9 protein-coding genes are annotated in these 18,563 nt (G+C 40.4%); all 9 read right to left on the bottom strand.

The genetic code is table 11. The features are described 5' to 3' along the window. Positions 1 to 31: 31 nt before the first annotated feature. The 9 genes from ACTHN6_RS01745 to ACTHN6_RS01705 all read right to left on the bottom strand — a co-directional run bounded on the left by ACTHN6_RS01745 (position 32) and on the right by ACTHN6_RS01705 (position 18,561). Positions 32 to 391 (bottom strand): hypothetical protein, encoded by a 360-nt coding sequence (locus ACTHN6_RS01745; protein ID WP_440433987.1) that lies wholly within the window; start codon positions 389 to 391, stop codon positions 32 to 34. Next, positions 391 to 3,018, bottom strand: coding sequence for a GH116 family glycosyl hydrolase (locus tag ACTHN6_RS01740; protein WP_440433986.1), 2,628 nt, complete (start codon positions 3,016 to 3,018; stop codon positions 391 to 393). Before ACTHN6_RS01740 ends, ACTHN6_RS01745 begins: the two co-directional genes overlap by 1 nt. Before the next feature lie 35 nt (positions 3,019 to 3,053). After that, the gene (locus ACTHN6_RS01735; protein WP_440433985.1) at positions 3,054 to 4,721 is read right to left on the bottom strand and encodes a ribulokinase; all 1,668 of its coding nucleotides are present in this window, start codon (positions 4,719 to 4,721) and stop codon (positions 3,054 to 3,056) included. 29 nt (positions 4,722 to 4,750) lie between these two features. Further along, on the bottom strand, positions 4,751 to 7,873 hold the full coding sequence (locus tag ACTHN6_RS01730; protein WP_440433984.1) for a GH116 family glycosyl hydrolase: 3,123 nt from the start codon (positions 7,871 to 7,873) through the stop codon (positions 4,751 to 4,753). A gap of 353 nt (positions 7,874 to 8,226) precedes the next feature. Next, complete coding sequence (locus tag ACTHN6_RS01725; RefSeq protein ID WP_440433983.1) at positions 8,227 to 9,822, bottom strand: RagB/SusD family nutrient uptake outer membrane protein; 1,596 nt, start codon at positions 9,820 to 9,822, stop codon at positions 8,227 to 8,229. A 19-nt stretch (positions 9,823 to 9,841) separates the two neighbouring features. Then, positions 9,842 to 12,826, bottom strand: coding sequence for a SusC/RagA family TonB-linked outer membrane protein (locus tag ACTHN6_RS01720; RefSeq protein ID WP_440433982.1), 2,985 nt, complete (start codon positions 12,824 to 12,826; stop codon positions 9,842 to 9,844). Positions 12,827 to 13,231: 405 nt separating this feature from the next. Then, positions 13,232 to 15,178 (bottom strand): glycoside hydrolase family 172 protein, encoded by a 1,947-nt coding sequence (locus ACTHN6_RS01715; protein WP_440433981.1) that lies wholly within the window; start codon positions 15,176 to 15,178, stop codon positions 13,232 to 13,234. Positions 15,179 to 15,393: 215 nt separating this feature from the next. Continuing rightward, positions 15,394 to 16,683, bottom strand: a complete 1,290-nt coding sequence (locus tag ACTHN6_RS01710) for a sugar MFS transporter (protein WP_440433980.1) — start codon at positions 16,681 to 16,683, stop codon at positions 15,394 to 15,396. A gap of 105 nt (positions 16,684 to 16,788) precedes the next feature. Next, a complete protein-coding gene (locus ACTHN6_RS01705; protein ID WP_440433979.1) occupies positions 16,789 to 18,561 on the bottom strand; it encodes an L-fucose isomerase in 1,773 nt (590 codons plus the stop codon). Positions 18,562 to 18,563: the final 2 nt, after the last annotated feature.

The following is an 18,563-nucleotide window of genomic DNA, read 5'->3' as shown; positions in this document are numbered from 1 at the left end:
CAATTTTTCTGATCCCGAAGACGCAAGGAATTTATGCCGGTGATTCGTCGGTGTAACATCGGCAATCATCTTCACAGGTGTTTGTTGTTATCTGTACAGCATAGCCTAACACAATTTCCTCTGGAAGCGCTTCACGCACATCATCAATAATTACATCAAATTCAAAATCATCATCAGTGTCGCTATGTTCCTTGAAAAGATATACTTTCTTTTTATCACCTGCCTTTAATCCACTTATTTGCTGCTGAAGCGCCGGCAAAATTCCCGCTGATCCATGTAAATAATTTACCGGTAATGTCTGCATTGTATCTGCCAGTACTTCGCCGTTGCCATTGCGCATAATATACCGCAAAGCCACTACCCTGTCTTTAGCTGCGCACAAATTCTCCATTATGCTTTTTTATTGCCAACAACCGTTTTATTAATATCGATCTTACCATACACAACTTTTACAGATGGTTTGCCGGCTTTGTATGTTATGGTTCCAAAACCCGTTGCCGTTGAAAGAAATGAGGTAAAGTCGCCAACCTTTGAATCAACATACAATGTTTTATCAACAGCATCATAACGCACACCTGTCAGTGCCTGCAACATGCCATAGCTGCTCATGGCACGCGCATACCAATGGCCACATTCATATTCGTTAAAAGGATTACGCACCCTGCCATCATAACGGTTGCGGCAAAGTTTTACAATATCCAAACCCTGTTGCACGTGACCCATTTCCATTAAATGTGCGGCTACCTGGTATTCAATGCCTGTCCATACTTCATCGCTGTAAACAAATGGCAATGACAGTTTACCACCTTTAGGCCATGTGCACAACAGCAAGCCGCCTTCATCGCCCAATGCATAAGCAGGCCTTTGCGGATTTGCATGCTCCTTTAAAGACGTTTTTAAATTGTATTTATGAATGGCCAGTAAATGGCTGCTTACTTTTTTATTATCAACAAATGGCGGCAATGCGCACATGCTGCCAATCCATGCACCTAAAATACCGTCACTCAAACAGCCTTTGCCATATTGATATTTTGGCCCTTCCTGTTTTAAAATTTCAATTGCCTCATCTGAATAACTTCCGCCAAATGATTGGGCTGTTGCAGGGTTTTCTGCTTTCAGGTTTTTATATTCAATATCCTGGATAAAATATTCACCATCATACAAATTTGTTTCGAGCTGCACTTTGCCTTTCTTGTATAAATCTTCATACCTGCTTACATCTTTATTTAAATGTTTACCCATTAAAATCATAGCCGTTAATGCACCCAGGTAAAAAGATGTTATCATACCATCGGGCCCCCAAAACTCTATATCGTAAGTATTATGATGAGGCTCCTCAATCACGCCTTTGTTTTTAGGATCCCAGGTTGCAATGCAATAATCCATGCTTGTTTTTACAACAGGATATATTTTGCGCAGCCAATCATTATCGCCGCTTACGCGCCATTCCCTGTAAACTTTCATAATGCCACCCAACTGCCCGTCGGATGCTGCATGAAAATCATGTTTTAAAGGACTGATAGGAAGATTGGCCCTGAAACCCTGGTGGCCCTCTTTATTTTGGTTCTCACAAAATTCCGTATTGCGCAAACTTTTTTCAAGCATAGGAAACAAGTGCGGCATGGCTTGCGCATAATTCCATACATGTGTGCAGGAACCATGACAACATCCGCCATCATCACCACAGCCTTCCCATGCCCATAATCTGCCATCATATTGACGGAGTACGGTTGGTGATTTTAAGATAGTAAGATTAGCGGCAATGGCTTCCATTACTTCAGGCGGCAGTGTGCTCGTGTAAAAAGCTTCAGAAAACAATTTTGATTTTGAATGTAAATCGTTGTAATTCTTTTTCCAGTAATCCGCTACTTCTTCAACATTTGCAAAACGGCTGCTGTACCAGGGTTTATAATTGGATGAAGGGCTTTTCTTTCCGTTTGCAACGCCCAAGTCTTCCGGTGCTGCGCAACAACCGCTTTCAGGACTGCAGTCTTTCTTTTCATCTAAAACAATTTGGCCTATATGCATGGATGTTTCCGGGATATACCATGTCATCATTAATTTAATTGTTTTAGATGCGCCTGCAGCTAATGTAAAAGGCACAAATAACGATGCACCGGGCGCATCTTTTTCAACCGGTTCACTGGCCCTTGTTTTCACATCGTGCACTGTATTCCATGCCATGGTTAAAGGGTCCCACCAGCCGCCACGAAACCAGCAATGATCAACGATTGTATTATTATCATCAGTGAAAACGGCAAAGTTGCCCTCAGTTTCGGGCTTATCTTTAACAGCATCCTGTTTCAATATAAACCCGTTATTAATGGAAGCGATTTTATTAACAGCACCTTCCGTATTCGCTAAAAAATTCTTTGTATTGAATGAAAAAACCGCTTCAAAATTTTGCGTTGTTTTATTCGTGAAAGTGTATTCCAAAGCGCCAACAGGCAAACTGCTGTTATCTTCATCTGTTGGAATAAAGGGGCTCCATCCTTTTACAGCAACCTGCAAAGGAATATCATCATCCTGCAATTCAATACTGGCAAACGGGAAATGCGTTTTGAATGTTGCATTTTGAAAACGCGGCAAACCATAGGTGGTGCCCGCCGCACCATTACCCGTTCCTCTTGCGCCAAACATTTTCCAGTCAGGCACCTGCCCTTCCAACACTTTAACGCCATTTTTTAAGCCTTTAATGGCAATGGCGGAAAACAGCGAGGGTTCATGATAAATCTCCGGCCTGTTGCGGACACTCATGTGCGAAATAGCACCGGTACCTTCGAGACAGAACATGCCTGCACCTAAACCACCAACGGGGAATGCAATGCGGTTTAAATATTCACCTGTGTATGGACTGTTGTATTTTCTTCCCGTGGACGGAACATTTTTTTGCTCAATGCTTCCAGGCATGCCCGTAGTTGTATCTTCTGCCCTTATGATAGCCGGGCTAACGGCAATGCCTGTTCCGCCAAGTACAACAGACTTTAAAAAAGAACGGCGTTTTTGAAATTTATTCATATCAATTTATTTAATGAATGATAGTTTCTGATGACTTAGGCATTCACCGCTTCTTTCGCGATATTGCTTTCTATATAAGTTCCCAGCCCGAGGTATTTTTTATAACGGTGCTGGTAAATATCAACTTTATTTTTATCGGGATAATATTCAACATCAAAACCCTGCCCCATTGCCTGCATGGCATCTTCAACCTTACTGTAAACACCGGCAACAGTAGCTGCAAACATAGCCGCACCCAATGCACAGGTTTGTTCAGACTTGTTTATCTTGATTGACATATTCATTACATCTGCCATCATCTGCATAATGAACGGCGATTTTTTTGCAACGCCGCCAATGCCTATTAATCCTTTAACAGGAATATTTTGATGGGTGAAACATTCAACAATTGCCTTCGCACCAAAGCAGGTAGCTTCGGCCAAAGAGTGAAATATTTTTACGGCATCACTGCCTAAATCGAGACCGGTAATGGTGCTTGTTAATAACGCATTTGCATTGGGTGTACGGCGGCCATTGAACCAATCAAGGCTTAATTCATTGCTTTCATGCAAAGGCACCATAGATGCCTGTTTGCTTAATGCAGGAATTATTTTATCTGTGATTGATTTGATCGTATTTTCATCCAGCACATCCGTTGCAAGATGCAAAGGCCAGGACAATAAATTTTTGAACCAGGCATACACATCGCCAAATGCAGATTGCCCTGCTTCCATGCCAATCATTGCGGGAATAACAGAACCGTTTACCAATCCACAAATGCCTTGTACGAATTTACCCTGCATATCTTCAACAGGTGCTACCAACATATCGCAGGTGGATGTGCCCATTACTTTGCTCAAATAATAAGGTTCAATCTGCCCGCCAACTGCGCCCATATGTGCATCCATCGCACCAATACCAATAATGACGCCCGTTGATAAGCCTAATTTATCAGCCCATTCCTGTGATAAATTCCCGGCAGGTTTATCAGCGGTATAGGTTGTTGAAGGAAGTTTGGAAACATAACCGGTCAATAAAGGATCCAGTGAAGTAAAAAATTCTTCAGGCGGGAACCCATCCCATTCTTCCGCCCACAAACCTTTATGACCAGCCGTGCAAACGCCACGTTTCATTTCGCTGATATGCTTGCCACCGGTTAATAAAAAGGGCATCCAGTCAGCATGCTCCACCCAACTATAACAGGCATCTTTTACTTTTTTATTCACACGCAGCACATGCAACAATTTACTCCAATACCATTCTGATGAATAAACACCGCCAACATATTTCAGATAATTAATGCTGAAGTTTTTTGCATGCTGATTTATTTCTGCCGCTTCCTGCGCAGCAGAATGGTCTTTCCATAAAACAAACATAGCATCAGGATCATCAGCAAACTTTTCGTGCAATGCCAATGGCGTTCCTGTTTCATCTACGGCAACAGGAGAAGAACCGGTTGTATCAATTGAAATAGCCCTGATGTTATGACGAATATTATCGCCTGCTTTTTGCAGGCACTCTTTTATTGTAAACTCCAAACCTTCTATATAATCCAGCGGGTGCTGACGGAATTCGTTGATTGCTGCATTACAGTACAACTGTTTTTTCCATCTTGGGTATTCAAATGTTGAAGCAGCTATTTCAGCGCCATTGCCTGCATCAACGATAATCGTACGCACCGAATCTGTTCCATAATCAACGCCAATAACATAAGCTTTATTCATATACAAATATTAACAGCCAATAATGTCTTTTAATAAGCGATCAATATATCAACATTATCATTAGCCTGCAGTGAAATATTATCAAAAATTACAGAAGCCGTATTATTATCGTATGAAAAACTGCTTTTAACGGGCTTGTTATTTACAAGCATTTTTATAGCTGCAGGTTTTTTATCGCAATGCAATTTTACTTGTTGTAATGTAAGATCGCCATACTTCACAACTATTGAATTTTTTTGCTGGTTGTTTTGTATATCCTGTTTAATATTTCCCCAGGCCTCAGCCGTTGTAAAAAATCCTTCAAAATGTGACGACTGCATTTTAGGATTAAAACTGATAATACCTTCAGGCCCGTTGTAATAATAATCTTGCAGGGCCAGCATCACGCCCCATGAAGCCATTGCCCTTGCATAGTGATCGCCGCACTCAATTTCATTCCACGGATTATGTTTTTGCGGGCTGTACCTTTCATCAACGGCTTTTACAATGGATAAGGCTTCGTCAATCATATTATTGTATATCATGCTGGTGGCAACCTGGTATTCAATACCTGTCCAAACTTCATCGCGGTAACGCACACCTTTCTCACCCATATGCTCACTTTTTGGCCAGGTGCAAACAAGCAATCCCGGTTCGCCAAAACTTGCATAGGTTCTTTCCGGCGGATGAATTTTATTTTGTACCGCAACATCCGGCGCCCAGTTGTATTTCCATATCGATTCCAGCGTTTGTTTCACTTTATCTTTTGGATAGATATAACCGAGATTATTTAAATGATTCCATGTTTGCCCAAATAACTGGTCGCTCAAGCAGCCGTCTTTATACTGGTATTCAGGATGTTCTTTTAAATCAACATCCTGCACAAAATATTCACCGTTCCATAAACGCTTTACCGTATTATCTTCCCCTGCCTTTGCAATGGTTGAACAACGTTGCGCAAACGCTGTATCATTCATAACGGAAGCCATTGCTGCAGCAGCTTTTAGTGCAGCAAGGTATAATGAACCAACATAGGTATTCGCTCCGTAAAAAGCAATATCATATGTATTTGCCTGCACTTTTTCAATCAATCCGTCTTCATTGCCATCTTCATTAATAATAAATTCTGTTGCACGTTTTATCCTGTCCCAGTTCCGGTGTAAAAAAATATCATTTTTTGAATTAAGGTATTCTCGATACGCTTTTAAAATTGCACCCGCATGGCCATCGATCAACACACCACCCCAGCCGTTGCGGGCAAGCACGCTGCCATCTTTTTGAAAAGATTCACCAAAATCTGTACGTTCTCTAATGTTGCGTTCAAGTTCGGGAAAGAAATGCGCCAAAGCCTGTTCATAATTCCAAACATGCGTGCAAGTTCCAACACAAGAACCCACACCTTCCCATGCCCAGAATTTATCATTTGCCCACCATTGGCAGGTTTCAGTTGCCAACGTAGAAAGCGGCATCAGCAAACGTTGGTTAAGCCAGTAAGGAACAGTTGTATTGTTATAATAAGTATCATGAAAAAGAAGGGTTAATCTGGAGAGGCGGTCATAATTTTTCTGAAGATACAAAGCCACATCTTCCGAATTATTAAACCAGTTACTGTACATGTTGCCGATGATAGTTGCACCATCTGTCGGCAATGCAGTATTCCAGTCGTTCCCGATAACATCGGTTACATCGCTGCCATAATAATAAGAAGGCCGGTTAGGGAAATACCATGTTAGCAGAAATGTAATTTCTTTTGTTTCACCAGGCTTCAAATCAAAAGATTCACCAACACTGCCGGTTAGTTTATACATTGCCGGTGCTGATGCTGAATTTGCATTAGTGTTATCATCAACACCCTTATAATCTGCATCTGCAAAAGCATTACCTGATAAAATGCTTAGTGATGCATTACCAAAATATGGATGATGTTCAGGATAATATTTTTCTTTTACAACAGGCATATCGCTAAAACCAATATCATCCAGATTAATATGGCCCCAGCCGCCTTTAGCTGCATCAACAATTTCGAAACGCGCCTTCTTCCCTTTCAGGTCTTTTACATCCCAATATTTTTGCTCGAGTGTTTCAGTATTTGATCCTGTTGCATTACGAACGATATTACCATCAACAACAAGGTTCAGGCAAGTTGTTTGCGGATGCCTGCCACCACCTAATTTAAATATGATATAATCATCTTTTATAACAAAATCATCTGAAACCATTTTACCGGTTGAAGAATCACCGTTTAAAAAAGAATTTATGACGCCTTTGCCGGTAAACCCTGTAAGCCGGCTTTGATCTCCGCCAAAACTTCCTGTTGCAGGTGCATTGCCAAATGCATGGCCTGTAACCTTCCATTTTTTATATCCATTTTCAAAGTCATCAAAAACGGTGATGGCTGGTTGCTTTTCAATAATGTTTCCCGTTTGCGGCGTAAGGCTCAATACAAGAGAAGTGAGCCCATCTTTTTTAACGATTTTATTTTGCCTGTCAGCGCGTATTTCAGCAGCTATATCCAAACAAACAAAATTTTGCAGCCAGCCTGAAAGGCTTACCTGCATTGGTTTTGAAGATGTATTCTTAACCGTATATTTCAAAATGGTTCCTGGCGTTGCAGATTCTTTAGCATTCATAGGAATGAATGGTGAATACACTTCTGATGAAACAGTAACCGGTAATTTTTTTTTTGTTGAATTATAGTTGATGGTTGCTATTGGATATTCACCCACAAACGATATATCATCAAAATCTTTTTTATCCAGGTTAGCACTTGTTGTTTTGCCGTCTTGCTTAATTTTTATATTAAAGCCCTGGTCAACATAACTTTTAGGCTCAAACGTTTTATAACAAACTGTCCACGGGCCAAGCGCCGTATTAAAATGCGTAAGCGAGTCAATGCCATAACCTGTATTGTAAGCATTGTTATATATCCACCAGTTAGCTAATGTTCCATCCCCCCTTACATATAACTGGCCTGCTGCAATACCACCGCAGGGCATACCGATGGTAAGCAATTCATCACCTTTAAAAACTTTTTTCTGATTGTTATATAAAGAAGTTTTCCATGACGCAGGCAGGTTTTTATTTCCAGGAACGTGATGCGATGGATCAACAGGTTGCGAAAATGCAATGGCTGCAATGGAAAAAAAACAGATGAATAAAAAGGTTCGTTTCATACCTAATTTTTTATATGGAGATATTTGGCATGTTAAAGCAATCATCAATCTAACTTGCTTCTTTTTTACCAATCAATTTCCACTCAGTTAATTATCTTCTCCTTCCAATTAAACGGATTAAGCAAATGCTTTTTTGCAGGGAAAGGAGCAACCAGAAGGTTGCTCCTTGTAAAAACCAAGTGTCTGAAAAAAATCCTGCAAAAAACCATTCTCAATACTGCCTGTTTTTAAGCAGTTTAGAGTTGAGAGCTTGTATTTATACTGAACGATCTTAAGCTTAACTTAAAGCTGTCTATTATTTTCTCGTTAATAATAATGTTCCCGCGCTTTGGCATTGAAACTTATTGTTATTACTAATAACCAGGATTCTGTGTTAAAACACCACCAGATCTGTCAATTTCAATTTGTGGTATCGGGAACACTTCATCTTTTCCAATTTTATATTTAAAATATCCCGGTGTTACCTGGTTTTGCCATCTCTTGGGATCAGTAAGGTATTCACTCGCAATGCCCCACCTTCTTAAATCCCAGCCAAATTTTCCTTCAAAGGCAAACTCAACCCTGCGCTCGTGGACAATTGCCCAAAACATATCTTCATAGCTTAATGTGGAGGATACCGGTGCTAATTGTTTTATATTGTTTTGATTAACAGTATTGGGGTCTGTTGTTGTACCGGTACGGGCTCTTACCTTGTTTACATATTCCGCTGCTTTTGCACGATCGCCTAATTCATTCATTACTTCAGCATACCACAACAATACTTCAGCATACCTAACCAAAGTGTAGTTACTTGAATTATTCCAGCTAACCTGGTCAACTGTAACACCATTATTATTTGGAGGATTACCAATGCACCATTTCCTGATGCCGAGGCCCGTTCCGTTTACTTTATCCATAAAAACCTGGCCGAAAAAATCGTCTTTACCTTTACGAAAAATAGAGGCTGTTAAGCGTGGATCGCCTTGTTCATATTCCCATTCCAGGTCTTGTGTAGGGCGTGTCCATCCCCAGCCACCGCCGGCAACGTATCCTTCTCCGTTTGGCGCATTAAGCACTGTACCAAAATTATCTGTGCCTTTTTGATTTAATGCTGTGTACTGAACTTCGAAAACCGCCTCACTGCTATTATCGTGTGTGCCGTTAAATATATCATTATAATCAGGGAGCAATGCATAACCATAAGACATGATATCTTCCAGCAAAACTTTGGCATCATTCCATTTGTGCTCGTACAAATATATCTGGGCAAGATATGCTTTCACTGCACCTTTATCCGCCCTTCCCATTAAATCACCTGTGTTCCTGTCTGCTATAGATGATTGCAGCGCCAATTTAAAATCAGCCTCAGCCTGGTCAAACAAATTGCTCTTGGTAACTGTATAATTATTTACATTTTTGCTGTTATCAAATTCAGCTGTTCTAACAGAATTCGGAACATTTAATTCTGAAATACCTAATGGAGCTGCAACGAGGGGTGCTGTACCAAACATATATCCTAAACGAAACAACCAAAAGCCTCTTATGAAATATAGTTCACCCATGTACCTGGATTTTAATGTTTCATCCATTTCAATCGCCGGTATTTTTTCTATAGCTTCATTAACCAGCAAAAGGGCTTTATAGCAACGCTGGTATAACATCTCCATCTGGTCTGAACTTGCTGAAATAATGGATTGCTGTATTTGATAATAAACAACGAGATCCGGGTGCGCCTGCACATCGGGACCTGTAATATCTCCCATCGGTGTATAACCAGCCTGGGTGTTCCAGCCATTTTGTCCATCTAATAACTGGAAGGATTTATACGCTGCGGTTACTGCCATTTGAGCGTCATCAGCGGTTTTATAAAAATTATCGGTTGATACAACACCATATGGCATTTTATCTAATTGCTTATTACAAGCAGCGAATGTTAGAAGAGATATTGAAAAGAAGATTACTTTTTTCATGATGATTAGTTTATTCTGTTTAGAATTGCACATTTATACCGCCATAAAAAGACCTGGGCATTGGATATCCACCGTTAATACTTTGTTCAGGATCCCATCCCGGATAAGAATTAATACAGAAAAGGTTTTGCGCTGCCACATAAAAGCGCAGTTTATGTATTGTGGTAGCAGCCTTATTGCCTAATAAACCGGTAAAGTCGTATCCAATCTGCACATTTTGAAGCCTGAAAAAGTCAGATGATCTTAACCAGAAAGTAGACCGGCGATAATTATCGTTCGGGTCGCCTGCTACAACTCTTGGCACATAATTGCTTGTTCCTTCACCTGTCCATCTTTGATTATACATCCATGCAGAAGTTTGCTCGCCGCCTCTTGTTATTGCAAAACCAACCTGATCTATACTTCTCAGCGCTCCGGTTTGCCCGTAAAAACTTGTAACCAAATCAAAGCCTTTGTAAGACATGGAAATACTGCCGCCATAGGTGTTAGGCGCTACTGCCAATCCTATAAATGTTCTGTCATCAGAATTAATTAAACCATCATTATTTAAGTCCTTAAACCTTATATCGCCGGGTGCAGCATTTGGTTGCGTTGGCGCTTTATCAATTTCTTCCTGTGTTTGAAAAATGCCCTGCTGCACATAGCCATACCATTCATTTATGGAATTGCCAACTGTAGTTTGACTAAAAGAATTCACTATAGGCGACGGAACTTTTGTAACAATATTTTTATTATGCGTCCAGTTAACGCTAACATCATATTTAAAAGATTTACCGATCTGATCGGAATAACCTAATGTTAATTCAATGCCTGTGTTTGATACGCTGCCGGCATTCTGGTAAGGTGCATTATTAACGCCGGAAGTTGCAAGCAAAGGAATTTGAACAAGAATGTCAGAAGTATTTCTTTTATAATAATCTGCTATAAAAGATAACCTGTTATTCAAAAAAGAAGCTTCTAATCCCGCACCGTAAGTTGATGTTTTCTCCCAGCGGATATTAGGGTTGCCCAGGCTGGTTGGTCCAACACCGGTATATGTGGTGCCGTCGCCGCCTGCACCAAATGGATAATACAACCCGGTAGAATTAAGTGTGGTTTGATATGGATATGTTCCAATATCCTGGTTACCTAAAATACCCCAGCTTGCACGAAGTTTCAAATTATTGACAGCAGATACATTTTCAAAAAATTTTTCTTTTGAAATAACCCAGCCGGCCGATGCTCCCGGAAACACACCTGTTCTGTGCGTTGAGGCGATACGTGATGTCTGGTCAATTCTTAAACTGCTGCTCAGTAAATATTTGTCCTTATAGGCATAGTTTATACGGCCAAGATAAGACTGAATGGCCCATGCATATTTATTGCCGCCATTACTAATGTTACTGTTACCGGCATCTATTACCTGCATGTTTGGATCATTATTTAAAAAGTCATTTCTTGAGGCATTTAAATTAGATCCATTTGTTTGCTGAAATGTATAACCGGCCATAACTGTTAAATTATGATCCTGGTTTATGCGTTTGGTATAAGTAAGGATATTATCAATTTCATAGTTAACATTTTCATTCTGATCTACATAAAGCTCTGCAATCGGATGGTCGCCTATTAATCCTGCAGGGCCAAAAGTGTAAGAAGGAATAAAGTGGTCCTGATTCCATCCATAATATTCTGCATTAAGCGAAGTTTTAAATTTCAGGTCTTTAATAATATCCCATTCCAAATAAGCTGTTCCCAATAATTTTTTCCATGTTTGCTTGTACTTCCAAAGGTTTACTGCTATTAAGGGGTTGAGCATGGTTACGGGCTCTCCATTATGTATGGCGGCGCTATAATCTCCATTTGCGTCATAAACTGGTTCTGTAGGCGGAAATATCAAGGCGCGGTCAATTGCCTGGCCCCAGTCTGTATTGTTCGATACACCATAATTGATATTCAGGCTTATGCCTAATTTTAAATTGGGCAGGATACGGTTATCATCACTTATCTTAATATTACCACGCTTAAAATTTGTATTCTTAATTACGCCCTGGCCATCAAAATAATCTGCAGCTATTGCATATGCATTATTTTTGGTGCCTCCATAAATCGATAAAGAGTAATCTTGCTTAAAGCCTGATTGTGTTATTTCATCAACCCAGTTAGTTCCTTTCCCGTACGAACTAATTTCTTCCTGTGTAAAAGGCTGAGGCAAATTTGCAGCTCCATAATAATCATTTACCTGAACGGCATATTGCTTTGCAGTTAATGTTGGTATTTTATAACGAACCTGATCCACTCCTGCATAAGCGGAGAAATTAACTTTCATCGGTGCTTCAAAGTTGCCTTTCTTGGTTGTTACAATTACAACGCCGTTAGCCCCTCTTGAACCATATATCGCAGCGGAAGCAGCATCCTTAAGAACCGTTATGTTCTCTACATCATTCGGGTTAAGATTTGCTAATCCATCATTGGTGATCATACCATCAATTACTATAAGCGGATTACTGGATGCTCCAAAAGAACCCGTTCCCCTTATTCTGATTTGAGTGCCGCTATAAGGCGTTCCATTATTTTGAATTATCTGAACACCGGCCAGTTTGCCCTGGAGATTTTGCCCGATACCTACGGTTGCCTGGTTCTCCATTTTTGATTGTGATATTACACCTATAGAACCGGTCAAATCTTTTTTTGCCTGTGTACCATATCCTACAACAACCACATCATTCAAACCAGCGTCTGCATCTTTTAATGTGATATTGAGAGAATGATTATCGCCAATTACCACTTGTTCATCCATCTTGCCCACATAAGTTATTTCCAGCGTTTGGCCTTTGGATGCACTGATAGAAAAAGTGCCATCAGCATTTGTAGCCACGGCGGTGTTGCTGCCGGATACTTTAACAGTAGCCCCGGCCAGGGGAGCAGCATTTTCATCTGTTACTTTTCCTGTAATGGCAGATTGTTGCGCAAAAAGAAAAGACTGAAAACAGGTAAGAGAAACTGCAATAAAAAATGTTTTTTTCATGGCCGTCCTGAAGTGCAATAAGCATCGCAGCAACATTGGTGGCATTTTTAAAAGAGAACCCATAGCGTTGTTTTTTGTTTTGAAGAAATATGAAATGATAAGCGAAAGAACTAGTGTACAGTTATTGACTGTGCATATTTGAGCAGGCCTTAAACCATTTGCAGAGAATCACAGCTATCTTTTAAAACCATTAATCCGCCGAAGGAAAGCGTGTAATTATCAGGCAAGCATCTTGTTAAATAATTAATGGATAAAAAAATTCATGGAAAATGGCTGTTTAATCGTTTAAGCAAATCTGTGCCTCAAACATATATTTATTTAATCGTTTAAGCAAACTTTTTCAGACTTTTTTTGAAAATTAAATTAGTAGCACCTGGCATTGTGAATGTTATTACGAAAACAGAATTATTTTTTCTTTACCAGCATCATTTTAACCCACAAAAATCTATTAGCCTTATCTGTTGTTTTAAACTGAATGGTAGCTGAATTATTTAATTCGGTTACAGGAATATCACCTGTATATTCAAACGCCGCCTGTTTTTCTGGGGCACCGGATGACACCCATCCTGATATTTGAGTTTGTCTTTGCCATACAGAAAAATCGCAGCCGCCCGGTTGCTTTACATAAGAAATAAAAAGTTTGTAATGGCCCGCAGGTATATCACCCAGGTTTACTTTCAACATCCCTTTATCCGGGGCGGTTATATCAAAGCTTTGCCCTATATCATTTTTATCCCATACAGCTTTAATATTCATATCAGAACCAATTTCAATACCGGAAAACTGTGGATAGATATTGATAGTATCTGGTATGTAAACCTTTGTATTTTCGTTCGTATTGGATGATGATAACTGCAGCGGCCTGTCGCAATAGAAATAACTTACAGAGGTATATAATCCAGGTATCGCATTATGTTCACCACCATGTTCTATACTTTGATAAATATTTTTTTCAAACGACATTTTATCAGAGAGATAAAACCTGTAGCCCCCCGTTCTTGCAAAAGCAAGTGAATAATCCAAAGCGCCATGCAATGGCAAACTCATTTTTGAATCCCAACGGTTTAACAAAGCATACCAGCCGCCGTTAAAATAATCTTCCGAGCCGGTGCCATGAAAACGCATTTCATTATCAATAATCGTTGAATCATCACCTTCAAAAAAAATTGTCATGCCTGTATGCAGCCCTTGTGCCTGCAATACAGAACCCACATAATGTCCTTTGCCCTTTATATCAAGAAAAACATGCGGCTGCCCGTCTTTTGTTTCTTCACTGTTTCGATATGCATAAAATTTTCCTTCTTTACCTGCATCCCGCTGCTGAAGTGTGTAATAAATTTTTGCATGCAGGTCAACGCTTGCCAACACACTGTCTTTTGCATTCAAAAAACTGAATTCAATACGCGCCTTTTTATCAAAGGGCATTGGAATAAAACTGTAACAAATATTATTTTCTGAACCTGCCAGCAAGCTTTGCATGGAAGGTTTTCCAAATGCAAAGCCAAAGAAATCTGCAACAGGGCAATCAATGGCCGGCAATTTTTCATCATCCCAAAACACACGCATGATAATATTTTTGTACAACGATGCAAAACTGCTGGACGGGCTGATTTCAATACCCGTAATCCTGCCGCCGGCATTCAATGCAAATACCTGCCTTGTATCACCCGGTTTAATAGAAAAAGATGTATCAGTAATTTTTGTACCGGCATTGTTTGCGGCAATTGCTTTTGCTTTATTCACTTCGTTACCCTTCCATAAACTGCTTATTGCATTCAATGCATCTTTTATACCGCTGTCAATGTTTGTTGTGAAAGGCTGAACCACAGTTCCTTTGTTATACAACCTGTAACCAATTTGATGAAACATCATTTTCTTACCCCTGCTAACGATTACACAATGTTTCTGAAAAAGTATGGGGAAGTAACAATAATAACCTCCAACCTGGTTACCGCAAAGCGGCTGCACAAACGGGTAAACCTTGCCGGAGAAAAGATCCATATAATTAATAGACAATACCGGCTGCTTTGCATCATCAATATAAAAATCAAGTGTATCTGTAGTGGGCGTTGGCGTCCAGATACGATTGACAACACCCGTTCCTTTTACATCAAAAATAACAAGGCTGCTGTCGGCATTCCTTCTGATGAATGAATACTGTCCGCCAAAACCATCGTTGTTACCACCGGTGGTATCATACGTTGAAACCTGGGCGGAATAAGTGTTTGAGCGATACGCAGGCAAATCGCCTACGTTATACAATTGCTTTAATTCGTCAGCTGTTGTGATCGTTTTTTGTGCAAACAAACATGTTGCAGCGCATAACGATATGCATAAAAGGATTAATTTCATTATAGTGATATTATTTATGTTTTATGCTACCAACAAAGCGGGTGATTGTTAAATATAACGGCTTTGAAACCTCATCCTGGCGCAAGGAGATATCTCCTGAATAAGTTACTGCTGATACTAAAGATTTCCCGTATCAATAAATGAGTCTCTGTAAATTTTAGTTAACCTGATAATTTACACGTTATCATCTTAAGTTTTATTCTGATTTCATTCAATCATGCCAACACTTTATGTCCTTTCAGTGCATAGTATAATATGAATAGAAATAAAGGTATTGGTACAAGAAAACCCGTTGCCATACCATAATTATCGGCTACAGCACCCATTATGGGCGGAAACACTGCTCCACCCGCAACTGCCATTACCAGGAAAGATGCAGCTTCCTTAGTATTATGTCCAAGCGATTTAATTGCTAATGCAAAAATTGTGGGAAACATAATGGACATAAAAAAGAAAACACCGTAAAGCGCAATCAGTGAAACCCATCCCAGCTCAAATGATACTATAGGCAATAGAATGCACACTGCAAGTGAATACAATGCAAGCATTTTGGTAGGTTTAAAAAATCGCATCATAGAGCTGCCCGAAAAACGCCCGATCATAAATAATAAAAAGCCAAGCGATAAAAAGTAAGGCGCATATTCCACATCAAAACGGGGATGCATATCATGATCAGTAACAAAATTTATGAGGTAGCTAAAAACACCGGTTTGTGCAGCCACATAGCATGCCTGGGCAGCAAAGCCCATGGTGAAATGCGTATTCTTCCATAATGGTTTGGGAGATATATATGCCGGGTCATCAACGCTTGTTACTATGCCGGTTTCTGAAGTTTGCGTTACCGCACCGCCATGCGCGGCTATTTCATCTGCTTCTGTTATCTCCGGCAATTTTATGCGCATAAAAATGAATGCAATAGCCAAAACCACCAATCCAATTATAGCAAAAGGCAGAATAATGGAAATCATTTTTTCGCCTTCCACATGGCTTTGGTTGCCATAAATATATAGAGCGATCAATGGCCCTATAACCCAGGCAAGCCCGTTAAAAGACTGGGAAAAATTAATGCGCCGTTCTGCTGTTTCAGGAGGACCAAGTTTTGTTGTATATGGATTGGCAGCGGTCTCTAACGTTGCAAGGCCTGCGCCGATAATCAACAGGCAAAGCAAAAATAAAATGAAGGATTGAAAGGTGGCAGTACCTGCAGCTATCAAAGCCCCTGCTGCAAAAAGCGAAAGCCCAAGAATTATCCCTTTTTTATAGCCGTATTTTTTTATAAACATGCCCGCGGGTATTGCCATTCCAAAATAAGCGCCATACAGGGAAAATTGAATAAAGCTCGATTCCCATTTTTCCAAATGCAGCATCATCTGGAAATTTTTATCCAGTGTGTCAAGCATGCCATGTGCTATACCCCACAGAAAAAATAAGGCGCTGATTGCTGCAAATGGGCCAAAATAATTAATGCCGTCTTTTACAAAGAGTGATGGTCTTTTATCTTTCATAGCCTTCCTGAATTCTCTCCGGCGGAGAGCACTTTTTTTGATTTAATTTAAATTGATACTATAAGTTAACCTTTTAATAAGCCTCTTTCTCAAGTGGCCTTAAGGTTATTTATACAAGGCACCATAATTTTCGCAGGCACGGTAGTCTGCCCCTTCACCTTCCGATCCAAATGCATTCCATGCAGAAGGCCTGAAAATTCTTTCTTCGCCAATATTATGCATACAAACCGGAATACGCAACATAGAAGCCAATGTTATTAATTTATCGCCGATATGGCCATAGCTTATAGCGCCATGATTGGAACCCCAATGCAACATAACGTTATATACATCTGTGAAAGCGCCTTTGCCTGTTATACGCGGCACAAACCAGGTTGTGGGCCAGGTAATATCGGTGCGCTTATCTAAAATATCATGAACATTTTGCGGAAGATCTATGGTTTCTCCTTCTGCTATCTGCAATACGGGGCCAAGTCCTCTCACCAGGTTAATGCGGCACATAGTTACCGGCATGCCACCCCTGGTTACAAATTTTGAAGAGAAGCCCCCACCTCTGAAATAGCCTTTATTGCCCGGATACCACGTGGTTGCATCCAGACACGCGTTTGCTTCCTCCTCTTTAATTTCCCAGAAAGGTTTCATGGCAGGTTTGCCATCTCTTTGCTGCTGCCCAGTTCCATCTAATGTGGCTGAACCGGAATTAATAAGATGAATGAAACCATTGGCTGCTGAAGCTTCCGGCCTCCACCCCGTTACGCGTTCAACAGCCTCCGGACTCCAGTAGGTTCTTACATCAGCAAATATTTGTGCCGTATTGGTAAGCAGGTATCCAAACAACATGCTTACTCCGTTAAAGCAATCATTTTCTGTTGCCACGGTATAAGGTGCACGAACGCCGTTCCAGTCGAATGATGAATTTAAAATCGCTTCAGAAAAATCGCCATTAGGCAAAAAATCCGTCCATTGACGCTGGCCCTGGAAGCCCGATACAATTGCATTATGGCCTAATGCTTCTTCACCAAAACCTTTATCTTTTAAATGCGGGTTACCCTGCATCAGGTCACGTATTATCAGCGTCATTTTTACAACAAATTCCCAGTCTTTATCTTTTTGTTCCCTTGATGATTGCTTGTTTTCTTCATTTGCTAAATCATCCCCTTCTTTACAATTTTTCTTTACCCATGCCAATGCTTTTTCCAATTCCGATTCGTCATAGATTTTCTTTTCTATGCGGCGCAAGACTTCAGTTGAATCAACATATTCATTGCGCATACCGAGGTATTCACGAAAGAAATCAGGCACTACAATAGAACCTGCAATACCCATGCATACAGAACCAATGGCGAGGTAAGATTTGCCACGCATAATGGCTACCGCCAAACCTGCCTGTGCAAAATTTAGCAGGCGCTCTTTTACATCTGCAGGAATTGTTTCATCACCCAAATCCTGCACATCCCTTCCATAAATTCCAAATGCCGGCAAACCAAACTGGTTATGCGCAGCCAGCGTTGCTGCGAGATAAACAGCACCAGGCCTTTCCGTTCCGTTAAAACCCCATATAGCTTTTGGCAAATAAGGGTTCATATCCATTGTTTCACTTCCGTAACACCAGCAGGGCGTAACAGATAATGACACACCAACATTATTACTTTCGAATTTTTTAGCGCATTGCGCTGCTTCCTGCACGCCACCAATGCAGGAATCTGCTATCACACATTGCACAGGCGAACCATCGGGATAACGCAATTCGCTTGTATAAAATGCAGCGACACGCTGCGCCATCTTCATGGTAGTTTCTTCCAGTGATTCACGAATGCCACCTAGCCGCCCGTCGATAATCGGGCGAATGCCAATCTTTGGATAATCTGTTTTATTCATAG

Origin of the sequence: Parafilimonas sp., assembly GCF_051953455.1 — a bacterium.
Lineage (GTDB): Bacteria > Bacteroidota > Bacteroidia > Chitinophagales > Chitinophagaceae > Parafilimonas.
The sequence above is the reverse complement of the archived record's forward strand: the minus strand, read 5'-3'. Positions and strand labels throughout refer to the sequence as shown.

Bases quoted from the DNA above. Each gene is read 5' to 3' on its own strand.
- ACTHN6_RS01745 (WP_440433987.1), bottom strand. From the start codon at position 391: ATGGAGAATTTGTGCGCAGCTAAAGACAGGGTAGTGGCTTTGCGGTAT.
- ACTHN6_RS01740 (WP_440433986.1), bottom strand. From the start codon at position 3,018: ATGAATAAATTTCAAAAACGCCGTTCTTTTTTAAAGTCTGTTGTACTT.
- ACTHN6_RS01735 (WP_440433985.1), bottom strand. From the start codon at position 4,721: ATGAATAAAGCTTATGTTATTGGCGTTGATTATGGAACAGATTCGGTG.
- ACTHN6_RS01730 (WP_440433984.1), bottom strand. From the start codon at position 7,873: ATGAAACGAACCTTTTTATTCATCTGTTTTTTTTCCATTGCAGCCATT.
- ACTHN6_RS01725 (WP_440433983.1), bottom strand. From the start codon at position 9,822: ATGAAAAAAGTAATCTTCTTTTCAATATCTCTTCTAACATTCGCTGCT.
- ACTHN6_RS01720 (WP_440433982.1), bottom strand. From the start codon at position 12,826: ATGAAAAAAACATTTTTTATTGCAGTTTCTCTTACCTGTTTTCAGTCT.
- ACTHN6_RS01715 (WP_440433981.1), bottom strand. From the start codon at position 15,178: ATGAAATTAATCCTTTTATGCATATCGTTATGCGCTGCAACATGTTTG.
- ACTHN6_RS01710 (WP_440433980.1), bottom strand. From the start codon at position 16,683: ATGAAAGATAAAAGACCATCACTCTTTGTAAAAGACGGCATTAATTAT.
- ACTHN6_RS01705 (WP_440433979.1), bottom strand. From the start codon at position 18,561: ATGAATAAAACAGATTATCCAAAGATTGGCATTCGCCCGATTATCGAC.